General features: G+C 60.3%; 13 protein-coding genes. 6 read left to right on the forward strand and 7 right to left on the reverse strand.

Annotated elements, in window-relative coordinates; genetic code table 11:
* Positions 1-291 precede the first annotated feature (291 nt).
* Complete coding sequence (locus LB577_RS23980; protein WP_224689126.1) at positions 292-990, reverse strand: VIT family protein; 699 nt, start codon at positions 988-990, stop codon at positions 292-294.
* 4 nt (positions 991-994) lie between these two features.
* Positions 995-1,513 (reverse strand): cytochrome b, encoded by a 519-nt coding sequence (locus tag LB577_RS23985; RefSeq protein WP_224689128.1) that lies wholly within the window; start codon positions 1,511-1,513, stop codon positions 995-997.
* A gap of 213 nt (positions 1,514-1,726) precedes the next feature.
* Here LB577_RS23985 and LB577_RS23990 point away from each other — a divergent pair, with 213 nt between their 5' ends.
* The 3 genes from LB577_RS23990 to LB577_RS24000 are packed head-to-tail and all read left to right on the forward strand — an operon-like array spanning position 1,727 to position 4,744.
* Positions 1,727-2,488 carry an FMN-binding protein gene (locus LB577_RS23990; protein ID WP_224689141.1) on the forward strand — a complete coding sequence of 254 codons (762 nt, stop codon included), beginning with the start codon at positions 1,727-1,729 and terminating at the stop codon, positions 2,486-2,488.
* A 25-nt stretch (positions 2,489-2,513) separates the two neighbouring features.
* A complete protein-coding gene (locus LB577_RS23995; RefSeq protein ID WP_224689155.1) occupies positions 2,514-3,236 on the forward strand; it encodes an FAD:protein FMN transferase in 723 nt (240 codons plus the stop codon).
* The gene (locus LB577_RS24000) at positions 3,233-4,744 is read left to right on the forward strand and encodes an RnfABCDGE type electron transport complex subunit D (RefSeq protein WP_224689157.1); all 1,512 of its coding nucleotides are present in this window, start codon (positions 3,233-3,235) and stop codon (positions 4,742-4,744) included. Before LB577_RS23995 ends, LB577_RS24000 begins: the two co-directional genes overlap by 4 nt.
* A gap of 7 nt (positions 4,745-4,751) precedes the next feature.
* On the opposite strand, the gene LB577_RS24005 is transcribed toward LB577_RS24000, so the two are convergent.
* The 3 genes from LB577_RS24005 to LB577_RS24015 are packed head-to-tail and all read right to left on the reverse strand — an operon-like array spanning position 4,752 to position 7,086.
* Complete coding sequence (locus LB577_RS24005) at positions 4,752-6,095, reverse strand: sensor histidine kinase (RefSeq protein ID WP_224689162.1); 1,344 nt, start codon at positions 6,093-6,095, stop codon at positions 4,752-4,754.
* Positions 6,095-6,760 (reverse strand): response regulator transcription factor, encoded by a 666-nt coding sequence (locus LB577_RS24010; protein WP_023765273.1) that lies wholly within the window; start codon positions 6,758-6,760, stop codon positions 6,095-6,097. The genes LB577_RS24005 and LB577_RS24010 overlap by 1 nt, the downstream gene beginning before the upstream one ends.
* Positions 6,760-7,086, reverse strand: coding sequence for a PepSY domain-containing protein (locus tag LB577_RS24015; RefSeq protein WP_031257651.1), 327 nt, complete (start codon positions 7,084-7,086; stop codon positions 6,760-6,762). The genes LB577_RS24010 and LB577_RS24015 overlap by 1 nt, the downstream gene beginning before the upstream one ends.
* A 131-nt stretch (positions 7,087-7,217) precedes the next feature.
* Here LB577_RS24015 and LB577_RS24020 point away from each other — a divergent pair, with 131 nt between their 5' ends.
* The 3 genes from LB577_RS24020 (at position 7,218) to LB577_RS24030 (ending at position 8,908) form a co-directional block, all read left to right on the forward strand.
* On the forward strand, positions 7,218-7,490 hold the full coding sequence (locus LB577_RS24020; protein WP_224689167.1) for a hypothetical protein: 273 nt from the start codon (positions 7,218-7,220) through the stop codon (positions 7,488-7,490).
* Positions 7,491-7,609: 119 nt separating this feature from the next.
* Positions 7,610-8,077, forward strand: coding sequence for a DUF2231 domain-containing protein (locus tag LB577_RS24025; RefSeq protein ID WP_023765270.1), 468 nt, complete (start codon positions 7,610-7,612; stop codon positions 8,075-8,077).
* 132 nt (positions 8,078-8,209) lie between these two features.
* Positions 8,210-8,908 (forward strand): CBS domain-containing protein, encoded by a 699-nt coding sequence (locus LB577_RS24030; protein WP_224689168.1) that lies wholly within the window; start codon positions 8,210-8,212, stop codon positions 8,906-8,908.
* 414 nt (positions 8,909-9,322) lie between these two features.
* On the opposite strand, the gene mgtA is transcribed toward LB577_RS24030, so the two are convergent.
* Positions 9,323-11,953, reverse strand: coding sequence for a magnesium-translocating P-type ATPase (gene mgtA, locus LB577_RS24035; RefSeq protein ID WP_224689170.1), 2,631 nt, complete (start codon positions 11,951-11,953; stop codon positions 9,323-9,325).
* Entirely contained in the window at positions 11,953-12,762 is an 810-nt protein-coding gene (locus LB577_RS24040; RefSeq protein WP_224689171.1) for a universal stress protein, read from the reverse strand. The genes mgtA and LB577_RS24040 overlap by 1 nt, the downstream gene beginning before the upstream one ends.
* Positions 12,763-12,782 lie beyond the last annotated feature (20 nt).

Here is a 12,782-nt window from a genome sequence, read left to right on the forward strand (position 1 = left end):
CCCGACTGATCGCCGCCGATAGCGAAAAAGCGCTTCTTCAATAGTGGGTTTTACGATGCAGCGGTCTCCCGCTACCAAATTTCTCAATAAGTATCAGAGACTTACAAAGAGACGCGGCGGCTAGACCGCCCTCTCTCAGCGAATTTGCAGAACTCTCAGCACACTACCCGTTCGAACAGCCGCCGGTATGCAGTGTGCCGAGACGGGTCCATGCCGCTTGGCACCGACAGATGGCTGGACCTTGAGGGTCTCGGCTCGCGCCGTCGATGAAATCTAGAATCGCACACTGGCTCAGATGGCGGCAGTACCAACGACGGCACCGATGCCGGCCGTCAGCGCCATGGCAAACGCACCCCAGAATGTGACACGGACTGTTGCCCTCAGCACATTGGCGCCGCCGGCCTTGGCCCCAATGGCACCCAGCACTGCCAGGAACAAGAGCGAGGCAACAGACACCGTTGCGGCAAGCCAGGCGGCCGGCGAAACAAGTGCCATCGCCAATGGCATGGCCGCGCCAACCGAAAATGCAGCCGCAGACGACAGCGCAGCTTGGATCGGTCTAGCCGTCGTCACCTCTGAAATACCGAGTTCGTCACGAGCGTGGGCGCCAAGCGCGTCCTTCGCCATCAATTGGTCGGCGACCTGAAAGGCAAGCGTTGGCTCCAACCCACGTTTGACATAGATCTCCGCAAGCTCCTGTCGCTCGAAATCTGGCTGCGTCGACAGTTCCCCTTTCTCACGCGCAAGGTCGGCTTGTTCGGTATCGGACTGCGAACTGACCGAGACATACTCGCCGGCCGCCATCGACATCGCGCCGGCGACCAGTCCGGCTACGCCGGCAACCAGAACATTGGAGGCCGCGGCATCGGCCGCCGCCACGCCAACGATGAGGCTAGCCGTCGACACAATGCCGTCATTGGCGCCGAGCACTGCGGCGCGCAACCAGCCGACGCGGGATATAAGGTGGTTTTCATTGTGCAGCCGGCTCATGAAATCACGGCGCGCGCCGTCCGGCAGGTCGCAGCATCCTGACCAGCACATCCGATTTCACATAGAAATGTTGCCACAGCGCTGCTGCGGCATGGAGGCCGACGACAATGATGATCACCGGCTTGGCGAGTTCATGAATCTCCCCCATCGCTCCAAAGCTGAAGTACCATGCCAGTGCCCCGGTAATCGGCATCCCGAAAATGAAAAGATACAGCAGGAAATGGGCGGCTGCGGCAATCCGCTTCAACAGGACGCTTTCTTCGGGCGGCGCCGCAGGCACGCCATGCCGTAGACGGACCGCGAGCCGCCAGATCGCCAGCACCAGAACGGCCAGACCGACATAGACATGAATGTTCGCGTTGAAGACGTCGCCAGCCGCAGGCCCGGCGCCGCGTGAGAACGCCCGGTAAGCCGGCTTGATGTCCTCGCCGATTACAAGCTGCAGGACGACTAGCACCGCGATTGTCCAATGCAGCACTATCTGGATTCCGGTGTATCTCGCCGGCTCGTTGGCAACAGTCATAGGTAGCTACCTCGCTTGAGAACCTTTCTACCTCGCTGCTTATGCGACCATGTTGATCCAGGACAAATCAATTTGCCGTCCCCACCATGAGGTTTAACGGCACCTCGCAGCTCGGCCTAGGCTGACAGCCAGTTGTCAGCTTGGTCGTGGGATATTGCCTTCCAAGCGGACCGGATAGCCCGCCCTGCGAGATTCAACGTGGAAACACATCCGATGAAACAGATTGCCTTGTCACTTTTCGTGATCGCCGCCTCGGGCGCTTATGTCTGGGATCAGGCCGGCAAGGATCCTGCAAACGATATGCTCGGCGAAGGGCTGCCGGCCGACGCAGCCGAAGCGCCTTCAGCGCAGCCAAAAGAGCCAGCACCCTTTGCGACTTTGCCGCTGCTTCGGACCTTGCCGGCGCCCCTCGAGCCCCGGTTCAGAACAAGGTTCCCGGTTGCCCCGGAGACGACGGCTGGCATAGCAACGCCCGCCGAATGGCCAAATGATCCGGTCAAGCAAACAGTGGTTCAGGTGGCACCACAACCGTCGCGAGCGCCACTGGAGCAGGCACTGGCTCCGGCCGCCTCCGATCCTGCGCCATCGGTACCTTCATTCGCCGTAACTCCCGCCGTCTACATACCAGTCCCGCAGCCGAGGCCAGCATATCGGGATGCGCCGGCACGTGTCATCCGAGTGGGCATGAAGATCTATGCCGACGGCGTCTACACCGGCCCCACGGCCGATGCCTACTACGGCCTCATCCAGATTCAGGCCCTAGTACAGGGCGGGCAGCTTACCTCGCTGAAAGTGCTGAAATACCCATCCGACCGCCGCACCTCCATCAACATCAACAGGCAAGCTCTGCCCATGCTGCGCGACGAAGCGATCAGCGCCCAAAGCGCCAATGTCGACATTATTTCGGGCGCGACGCTAACCAGCAGGGCTTTCATCCAGTCGCTGCGCGGCGCGTTGAAGAAAGCGTCGTCGTAGGTCCATGCGTGAAACGCGCATTTTGATGGGCATGCCCATAACGGTCGACATCGGTGGCGCGTCGACCGGTGAGTTGATCGACACGGTCTTCGGCTATTTCGAGCATATCGACCGGCGTTTCAGTACATACCGGGCTGACAGCGAGATCGCGGCCATCAACCGTGGCGACGTTCCGGTCGCCGATTGGAGCGGCGAGATGATGGAAGTGCTCGCTCTCGCCAGACAGACGAGAGACGAGACGGACGGATACTTCGATATTCGCAAGCCCGACGGATCGCTCGATCCTTCCGGCATCGTCAAGGGCTGGGCAATCCGCAATGCGGCAGGCATCGTTCAACGGGCCGGCATCAGCGATTTCTTCATCGAAGCGGGCGGCGATATCCAGTCCTGCGGCAAGAATGCCCGGGGCCAAGACTGGAGCGTCGGCATCCGCAATCCCTTCAACGCGGACGAGATCGTAAAGGTCGTCTATCCCCGCCGTCGCGGTGTGGCGACCTCCGGAACCTATGTCCGGGATCAACACATCTACAACCCGCACGGAAGTGGTGGCCCAATCCAGGACATCGTCAGCCTGACCGTCATCGGCGCCGACGTGCTCGACGCCGACCGGTTCGCCACCGCTGCCTTCGCCATGGGCCGCGACGGCATTCTCTTTATCGAGCAGACGGCAGGCCTGGAAGGCTATCTTATCGACGTCAATGGCCGCGCCACGCCGACAACCGGGTTCGGAGCCCTTTGCCAGCCATGATCAAAGCCATCGACCGATTTCTCGATCACCTGACCATGTATCGGCTGGTCCTCTACTGTCTGATCGCACTGGTCAGCGCGGCGTTCGTGCTCGGCTTCGTCAAGCTGGTGCCACATGACCCGCTTGCACTCGGCTTCACGACGGCTTTGGCGCTGGCGGCCTACTGGATTACCAACAAGGTTTTTGCGCGGATATTTGCAGTCCCGGCCAATAACGAGTCCGTCTACATCACCGCGCTCATCCTGGCGCTTATCCTCGATCCGGTTGCGGTCACGGACATCAAGGGGATCGCGGCGGTGGCATTCGCGTCCATCTGGGCGATATCATCCAAGTTCATTCTCGCCATCGGCCGGAAGCATCTTTTCAATCCGGCTGCGCTGGGCGTGGCGCTGTCCGCGCTGCTGCTCGACCAACCAGCCACCTGGTGGGTTGGTGGCAATCTGCCGCTGCTGCCGCTCGTGCTCTTCGGCGGCATGCTCATTGTCCGCAAACTGCGCCGGCTTGATCTTGTCTCGACCTTTGTTGTCGTGGCGCTGGCCACCATTCTGGCAACCAGCGATCCATCGCAATACTGGACCGCGCTCGCCGAGACACTGGGTTCGTCGCCTCTTCTGTTCTTTGCCTTCGTGATGCTGACCGAGCCGCTGACCGCGCCGACGATGCGTTGGCCGCGTATCGCCTTTGCCGCCATCGTCGGCTTTCTGTTTGCTCCCAACATCCATATCGGCTCGTTCTATTTCACGCCGGAATTGGCATTGATTGCCGGCAACCTGTTTGCCTATGCGGCAGGCCCCAAAGGACGCTTCGTGTTGACTCTTGAAGGCATCGAGCAGTCGGCCGTCGACAGCTTTGACTTCGTATTCCGGTCGCCGCGCAAGCTCGCCTTCGAGGCCGGCCAGTATCTCGAATGGACGCTTGGCCTCGATCGCGCCGACAATCGCGGCAACCGCCGCTATTTCACGGTCGCCTCGGCTCCGACGGAGGAAACAGTCCGCCTCGGCGTCAAGTTCTATCCGCAATCGAGCGCCTTCAAGCGCGAATTGATGACGATGAAGCCAGGCAGCACGATCCACGCCGCGCAACTGGCCGGCAATTTCACGCTGCCGGCCCGGCGTGAAACCAAGATCGCGTTCCTGGCCGGAGGGATCGGCATCACGCCGTTCCGCTCGATGCTGCAATATCTCATCGACCGTAAAGAGCAGCGACCGATCGTCATCCTCTACGGAACCCAAGGCCAGCAGGACATCGCATATCGCGATGTGCTTGACGCCGCCAAGCAGGAACTGGGAATCAAGACGATCCATGCTGTGGCGAAAGGTGCTGAGCGCAGCCAGTATCCCGGCAACATCGACGAGCGCCTGATACGTCTGGTCATACCCGACTACCTCGAGCGAACTTTCTACATTTCCGGCCCGCAGGCGATGGTCAAGGCGCTGCGTAAGAAACTGCTGGTCATGGGCGTTCGCCGCTCGAAGATAAAGGTCGACTACTTCCCGGGTTTTGCCTGAAGCACGCTCAAATATGCCGCGGCAAGGAAATGGTCACCGCCAGGCCCGGATCGGCGTTAGCCATGGCAAGGCGTCCCCCATAGGCTTCGACGATGTCGGAAACGATGGCCAGGCCAAGACCGCTGCTGCCGCCCTTGCTGTCGAGCTGGACACCACGGAACAGAGCGGTTTCCCGATCGGCATCCGGTATACCCGGGCCATCATCGGTGACGGTGACGATCACCTCGGCGGTTGTGGCCGATGCATCGATGCGGATCGACGATTTCGCGTAGCGTGCCGCGTTCTCGATCAAATTGCCCAAAATTTCAGACAGGTCGCCTTCGTCGATTGGCGCAGTCAGTTCCTCCGCGACATCCATCTTGAACGAAAGCTGCCTGCCAGTTGGCGTACGCTTGACGACGGCAATGACGCCGGCCGCGACCTCCGATACCCGGCAGGATGCCTCGCCGGAAACGCCGGGCGCGAGGCGGGCGCGCGCGAGCTCCCGCTCGACATGGCGCCGGATAGCTCCTGCGCTCTTCTCAATCTCGTCGGCCAGTTCCGTCTCGCCTTTCTTGCGCAAGGCACGGATGTCAGCCGACAGGACCTGGAGCGGCGTCTTGAGGCCGTGCGCCAGATCGGTGGCGCGCGAACGGGCCCGAGCAAGAGCCTTCTCCTGGGCATTGAGAAGACGATTGATTTCGTCAGCGAGCGGCTGCACTTCGCTCGGTGCCACCACATCGAGCCGTGTCGTTCGCTGCGCAATCACGCTTCCGACGGCGGCCCGCAAGGTCTCCAGAGGTGCGAGACCGATCGTGATCTGGATGAAAAACGCGGCCATGAGAACTGCGGCGAGCATCAAGAGAGCCGGAGCGAGGTCACGAACATATTCGCTTACAGATATCTCAACGGTGCGATGGTCTTCCGCCACGATGGCGCGAAAGGACCGACCTCCAGCGTCGATGATTGTACGCTCGACCGCAATGCTGAGTTCTCCGCCAGGACCCGTGAACTCCTCTACCGTTCGCATCTCGCCACTTGCGCTGCGGGCAGGCAGGACCAGCTTGGCGTCCCACAAAGATCGCGAGCGCTCGAGACCGCCGGTGGCGACGTCTTCGACCTGCCAGTAGTAACCGGACAGCGGATTGGCGAAGCGCGGGTCGGTGAGCACCGGGGCCACCACCAAGTGACCGTCGCTTGTGAAGCTCGTTGCGCCGATCAACTCATTGAGGTCGACCGTCAGCTCGCCCACAACGCGCCGCTCGACGTGAAGTTCGAACAAATAGCGCAAGCCGGCGCCGGCTATGGCGAGCGCGACAAGAATCGAGATCGTTGCCGCCAGCCACAGCCTGAAGCGGATCGAGTTGCCCATCAGGCAGGATCATCGGGCATCAGATACCCGAAGCCGCGCCGCGTTTCGATGACGCCACTCCCAAGCTTGCGACGCAAGCGCGCGACGATCACCTCGATCGTGTTCGGATCGCGGTCGTTCCCTGAATCGTAGAGATGCTCAGCAAGTTCGGTCGGCGCCACCACTCGGCCGGCATGGTGCATCAGAAATGCCAGGAGCCGGTACTCCAGCGGCGACAGGGAAACGGGAACGCCACGGAGCGAGATACGCATCTGGCGCGTGTCCAGAAGCAACAGCCCGGACTTCAATATGGGGGCCGACTGCCCGGCCGAGCGCCGCAGGATTGCCCGCAATCGGGCGAGCAGTTCTTCCATCTCGAAAGGCTTGGGAAGGTAGTCGTCAGCACCGGAATTGATGCCGTCCACGCGTTCGGTCCACGTGCCTCTTGCGGTCAGGATGAGAACCGGAAACCTGCGCTCATTGGCCCGCCAGCGCTTCAAGACCGTCAGACCATCGAGCTTCGGCAACCCGAGGTCCAGGATCGCAGCATCGTAGTTCTCTACATCGCCTGCGAACCAGGCAGCCTCTCCATCGCGAACGATGTCGACCGCCATACCGGATGCCTTAAGGGCTATTGCGATATCGGCGGCGATACGGGGCTCGTCCTCGGCCAGGAGGATCTTCATCAGTCCCCCTCCCCTTCGCGCATGATGACACCGGCACCGGCGTCAACATCGACAGTCTTTCGCCGGCCATCAGCGCCGACGACTTGGAATCGGTAGACCCATTTGTTGGCCTTGCGGATGAGGTCAACCGCGACGATGTCGCCTGGAGCCTGCGCGCGAACAATATCGAGGATATTGGAAAGGCCCTTTATCTCTCCGTGTTCGTAGAGGTCCCGCGCCCTGTCATGATCGCCGTCGTCATCCTCGTCAGCGCGCGCGGCGAGTGGCTGGGCCAGGACAAGCCCGGCCAGGCCCAGCATTGCGAGGCGCTTTAGGTTGACCATCATGAGCGAGGCATGTCGCACGTCGAAGCTTTCAATTTGCTGTCAACCATCCACAGCTGCCAGCAAGCAAAGGTTCCCTATCAGGGCCTCCTCGGGGCCAATCATGGCCGCGCAGAAAAAAGGATGTCGAAACCATGCGTAATTCCCTGTTCTTACTCGTAGCACTCGGATGCTTCTCGACCTTTGCCCTGCCGGCAGCCGCTGAATCTGAAGAAGGTTCATGCGGAGCGTCATCCTCAATTGCCCCTGCCGGCCCAATCGATCTGGAGGCCATTCCCATGCAGGATGCCACCGGTCCCAAGGCGATCAAGGGCGTTGGCGATGACCACGAATGCGGCGACAGTTATGCTTCCAGTAAAGCCGTTTTCAGCAGCACTGACGAGGACGGCCAGGGGGACGGCGACTGATATCGAAAAGCTTATGCCCTGCCATTGAGCCGAGCGCCCGCTGATCAACTGCCCTATCGCCGAAACCTGCCCACTCTATCGCCGCGCCATCTCTTTGCCACTCCGGAGATCTTCTTGTCATGATTCCAGTCCAGCATATTCATCCCATGCTCGTGCATTTTCCCATTGTCCTCATCTACACACTGGTAGTAATCGACCTTGTGGCGCTCGCCCGTGGCAACACGGTAACCAAGCGTTCTGGCGCGGGGACGATTTCGACTTTTATCGCCCTCGCAGCCGGGGCTTTCGCCATTGGAACCTGGTTCTATGGCGGACTTGCCCTCGATCATGCCGAAGCGGCCGGCTTCAGCAGTGACATAGCGGAGATCCACGAGAGCCTGGGAGGCATCACAGCGTTCGCGTTTCTGATCTGGGGCCTTGTGAGGCTCGGCCTTTGGGTGCGGAATCGTGAACTGCGGCTACTGACCATTGCTATTCCTCTGATCGAAATTGGCGGAGCAATTCTGGTCACGGCGACGGCCTATTATGGTGGACTGCTTGTCTACGAACTTGGCGTGAACGTCGCCAAGACCACGATTGCTGGTTGACTGGCACGCGCCCGGTTATTTGCAGCCCCAGCTTGGGTCATTTGTCTCGAGGGTAAAATGATTCAGATCAAGGCCCATCGCTCATGCGGCATCTAGGAAGCTGGGGAATGGGAATATCTCCGGAGAGCGACCATGCAAGCCGAAGCCATAATGAGCAAGCCAGTCATCTGCACGGACCCGTCTGCCTCGATCGCCGAGGTGGCCGGGCTGATGCTGTCCAAAAAGATCAGCGGCCTCCCTGTCATTAGTGGCGATGGCACGCTGGTGGGGATTGTCAGCGAAGGCGATTTCCTGCAGCGAGGAGAACTGGGCACGCAACAGAAGCGCTCGCGCTGGCTGGAGCTTCTGGTCAGCCCCGGGAAAGCCGCCGACGAATATGTCCGGGCCAATGGTCGACGGATCGAAGAGGTGATGTCCGACAGCGTCGTCACTGCATCTCCTGCCGCGTCACTCGCCGAGATCGTCGATCTCATGATGCACCACCACGTTAAACGCATCCCGATCGTGAAAGGTAGGAGAGTCGTCGGCATTATTACCCGCTCTGATATTGTGCGGGCATTGCTCAGCCTCCTTCCGGATGCCGGGCCCACAGCGATCGATGACCAACGGATACGACAGAGCATCATTGCCGAGCTTGCGAAGCAGAAATGGGCCGGCAAAGCCCTCATCAACGTGATGGTGGACAAGGGCGTGGCGAAACTCAGCGGCGCCATTTTCGACGAACGCGAGCGCCAGGCAGCCATCGTCGCCGCTGAAAATGTCGCAGGCGTCAGGTTCGTCGAAGACAATCTGTTTTGCGCAGATCCGGTCTCCGTGATCCTGGTTTCGTAGTCTTCTTGCCACGGCACTGGAGCAGCGCAAAAGTCCGCTGGGCGCATCCGTTTTTTATTGCTCGTCTGGCCACAAAAACAAGCGCCGTATCAGCACCAGCTGCTGGTTGTTTCTGCTCTCCTTCCAAACGCCCCTGTCCTTGAGGCTCTCGGCCACGTCCTTGGGGTATATAGCGCTCGTCATGTTTGACCAGCACGCTCTCCGCAACAACGACACCCGCGGCGGGGCCGAAGCCGCCCGCGGGGATCATGCCCTGCCCTCTCGGAGAGGTCAGGACGAATGCCGTGTACTTTGACGTCTGTCTGTTTGTCCGTCACGGAAAAGGTGATGTTCGCCCCCCTTCAGCACGATTTCCTGGTTCCTGAGGGGCGCCGCGCCACGATCGCCGCGCCACGATCACATAGGTGCGGGCAATCAGTAATGAGACCCCAGCGTTGTCGTGTTTTTGCGAAGCGTCGCCAAACTCGACTTGTACCCTCTCCGGTCACGATCAAAGAACCAGCGCTTTGTCGCCTCCGATGCCAATAGGTAGAGCGCAGTGATGGAGGCAAGTCCGGCCAGCACCGGTAGCGGCAGAGGCACGAAGCCGAACCATGCCGCGAACGGCAGATAAGGGATCGCGATCGCGACAATTCCGACGGCTAGCGTGAGCCAGGCAAGCAACGGGCTCGGGCGGCTCGCCCAGAAAGCTCCGTGTGTGCGCACGATGAGCACAATGGCGAGCTCCGTCAGCAAGGATTCGACGAACCAGGCGGTCTGGAATGTCGACGCCGTTGCGTGAGCGAACAAAAGCAGGAAGGCGAATGTTGCGAAGTCGAACAACGAGCTCACAAGGCCAAAGCTGATCATGAACCGCCGCACGAAGCTGATGTCCCAGTGGCGAGGCCGTCGCAGTTGGTCTTGATCGACATTGTCACTGGCGATGGCGAGTGAGGGAACGTCGGAAAGGAAATTGTTGAGCAGTATCTGCTTTGCCAGAAGCGGCAGGAAAGGCAGGAACAGCGAAGCGACGGCCATACTGATCATGTTGCCGAAATTGGCGCTGGTGGTGATCGAGATATATTTCATGGTGTTGGCGAACGTCTTGCGGCCGTCGTCGACGCCCCGCACCAGTACGCCGAGATCCTGCTTGAGGAGGATGATATCGGCCGCCTCGCGCGCGACATCGCATGCGCTGTCGACGGAGACACCGATGTCGGCCTCATGAAGCGCGGGCGCATCGTTGATACCGTCGCCAAGATAGCCAACGACATGGCCTCTGCTCCGTAAGGCCTGGATGATGCGTTCTTTCTGGTTGGGATCGATCTCGACGAAGAGATCGGTGTCCTGCACTCCGGCAAAGAGAGCGCTCTTAGTCAGCTTCGACAGCTCCTCCCCGGTCAAGATCCGATCGCTGCGCAAGCCGACAGCTTGGGCAAGATGGGCGGCAACGTAGCGATTGTCGCCCGTAATGACCTTCACCGCGATGCCCCGGTGGGCGAGTTCGGCAAGCGTGTTCTTTACGCCTTCCTTGGGCGGGTCGAGGAAAAGCAGAAAACCGGCGAAAGCGAGATCGACCTCATCCTTCCTGCTGTAGGGACCGCAGCCTTTAAATCGACGCGTCGCTATCCCCAGGACGCGATATCCCTCCGCGCTCCAGCGCCGAAATATCTTGTCGATCGCCGCGCGGTGAGCGTCTTCGAGAGGTTCCAGGCCTTTCGCTGTGCCGACGAAGCTGCAGGTTTCGAGGACGTTCTGTACCGCGCCTTTCGTGATCAGGAGGTCGCCACCGTCCTTGCTTCGCACAACAACGGAGAGGCGCTTGCGAATGAAATCGTAAGGCAGTTCGTCAACCTTGGAGAAAGCACCCAATGAAGCGCTCCCACCCCCCGCAATGGCCTCATCGAGCGGATTCTTCAATCCGGTCTGTAGGGTGGCGTTGAGACGAGCCCAAAGCAGGATCTCCTCAGACGGATTACCATCGACATCGAACCATCCATCGAGGTGGATTACACCTTTCGTCAGCGTACCTGTCTTATCGGTGCACAGCAGATCCATGCTGCCGAGATTCTCGATGGCATCGAGGCGGCGCACGATGACGCCGTTGGCAGCCATGGCGCGGGCGCCACGAGCAAGCGTTACGCTGATAATGGCCGGGAGCAGCTCCGGGGTGAGGCCGACCGCGAGAGCCAGGGAAAACAACAGCGATTCAATCAGCGGACGATGCAGCATCAGATTTGCAAAAAACACCATGATGACGATCGCCAGCATGATCTCGGTCATCAGATAGCCAAACAATCTGATACCCCGGGCAAAACCCGTTTCCGGGATTTGTCGCTCCAATGCCGCTGCGATGGAGGCGAATTCGGTGTGGGCGCCGGTCGCGGCCGCAAGTACGGTTGCAGTGCCGCTGCGCACGGATGTGCCGGTAAACACCGCATTGTTGCGTTGGGCGACGGGCGCATCGGGGTCTGATCGCCCCGCCGCCTTCAAGACGGGGAAGGTTTCGCCGGTCAGCACCGCCTCGCTGACGTTGAAATCCAGCGCCTCGAGGATGATACCATCGGCGGGTATGAGGTTTCCGGCCGACAGCCGGATGAGATCGCCCGGCACAATTTCTTCAGCAGAAACGGAGGATTCGAGGCCATCGCGCAGCACGATAGCCTTGCGTGAGATACGCTGTTTAAGAGCCTCTGTCGCTCGCGACGCCCCATATTCCTGGGTGAAGCTGAGAACGCAACTTGCCAGCACGATCGCCCCGATGATTGCGGCCTCCTGACCTTCGCCGACGAAGGCCGAAACGATGGCTGCGAAGATCAGGATCAGGACGAGTGGGCTGCGGAACTGGCGAACAAATACGGTAAGCGCCGACGCGCCTGGCTTCAACGCCGGCATATTTGCGCCGTATCTGACGAGCCGAGAGGCGGCCTCGGATCCTGCCAGCCCAGACGTGGCGGACGTCGCCAAGCGTCTCACGAGCTCATCGCTGGTGATCGACCAATAGGGACTTGCGGCCGCCGTGACGGATTCCTGGTCCATGCCCGGAGACACGATATTCGATTCCATCAATATGACAGGAAACGGTTGATGCTGGTCTCTTCAATCAGCGTACGGGTGACGCCACCAAACGCCCATTCGCGCAGGCGGCTATGGCCATAGGCGCCTGAGACGATCATATCGGCATGGATCGAGCGTGCGAATGTCAACAACTGCTCGCCGTCGACTTCACCGATGATCAGTTCCGTCTGTGCCATAATGCCATGGTGCTCGAGATAGACCGCCACATCGGCGAGGCTGTCACGAACGCTGTCGTCGCCGTTGCTGGCGATCGTGGCGACGACAACCTCATTGGCCTTGGCCAAAAAGGGCAAGGCATCCGCCACCGCCCGGCGCGCTTCCCTGGTATCTTTCCAGGCAACCAGGACCGTGTTAGCGCGAAGGTGTTCGACCTTGTTTCCGATGACTAGGACTGGCCGGCCGATGCCGAGCGCCAAGCTGCCAACATCGGCGGCGCGAAACACGTCGTCTCCCGACGCACCGGTCACGACAAGGTCGGCTGCGCGGGCGAAAACGCTGAGGAACCGGGTCGGGCTGCAGACGGCTTGGCCCCATTCGCTTGTGATCGAAGCCGGGACCAGGCTTTCGAACTCGGCACGCAGTTCGGCAATACGCTTTTCGATTTCGGTTCGCTGAATCTGCATGACCTCGCCTTCGTAGACCATGCCTTCGCCTGTCGCGACCAGAGGCGGAACATCCGCCGCCGCCAGACCAATGAGATGGGCGCCAAAACGCTCTGCGAGTTCGATTCCTACTTTCACAATGGCAGCAGGGGGCGCGTCGACCGCGAGATTCGCTATTATGGACTTATAGGACATTGGACGCGCCTTTCACTCAA

The sequence above is a fragment of the Mesorhizobium sp. B283B1A genome (assembly GCF_020165735.1).
Classification (GTDB): Bacteria; Pseudomonadota; Alphaproteobacteria; order Rhizobiales; family Rhizobiaceae; genus Mesorhizobium; species Mesorhizobium opportunistum.

What these genes read in the sequence shown, in the direction of transcription:
- LB577_RS23980 (WP_224689126.1), bottom strand. Translation starts at nt 990, where the DNA reads ATGAGCCGGCTGCACAATGAAAACCACCTTATATCCCGCGTCGGCTGG.
- LB577_RS23985 (WP_224689128.1), bottom strand. Translation starts at nt 1,513, where the DNA reads ATGACTGTTGCCAACGAGCCGGCGAGATACACCGGAATCCAGATAGTG.
- LB577_RS23990 (WP_224689141.1), top strand. Translation starts at nt 1,727, where the DNA reads ATGAAACAGATTGCCTTGTCACTTTTCGTGATCGCCGCCTCGGGCGCT.
- LB577_RS23995 (WP_224689155.1), top strand. Translation starts at nt 2,514, where the DNA reads ATGGGCATGCCCATAACGGTCGACATCGGTGGCGCGTCGACCGGTGAG.
- LB577_RS24000 (WP_224689157.1), top strand. Translation starts at nt 3,233, where the DNA reads ATGATCAAAGCCATCGACCGATTTCTCGATCACCTGACCATGTATCGG.
- LB577_RS24005 (WP_224689162.1), bottom strand. Translation starts at nt 6,095, where the DNA reads ATGGGCAACTCGATCCGCTTCAGGCTGTGGCTGGCGGCAACGATCTCG.
- LB577_RS24010 (WP_023765273.1), bottom strand. Translation starts at nt 6,760, where the DNA reads ATGAAGATCCTCCTGGCCGAGGACGAGCCCCGTATCGCCGCCGATATC.
- LB577_RS24015 (WP_031257651.1), bottom strand. Translation starts at nt 7,086, where the DNA reads ATGATGGTCAACCTAAAGCGCCTCGCAATGCTGGGCCTGGCCGGGCTT.
- LB577_RS24020 (WP_224689167.1), top strand. Translation starts at nt 7,218, where the DNA reads ATGCGTAATTCCCTGTTCTTACTCGTAGCACTCGGATGCTTCTCGACC.
- LB577_RS24025 (WP_023765270.1), top strand. Translation starts at nt 7,610, where the DNA reads ATGATTCCAGTCCAGCATATTCATCCCATGCTCGTGCATTTTCCCATT.
- LB577_RS24030 (WP_224689168.1), top strand. Translation starts at nt 8,210, where the DNA reads ATGCAAGCCGAAGCCATAATGAGCAAGCCAGTCATCTGCACGGACCCG.
- mgtA (WP_224689170.1), bottom strand. Translation starts at nt 11,953, where the DNA reads ATGGAATCGAATATCGTGTCTCCGGGCATGGACCAGGAATCCGTCACG.
- LB577_RS24040 (WP_224689171.1), bottom strand. Translation starts at nt 12,762, where the DNA reads ATGTCCTATAAGTCCATAATAGCGAATCTCGCGGTCGACGCGCCCCCT.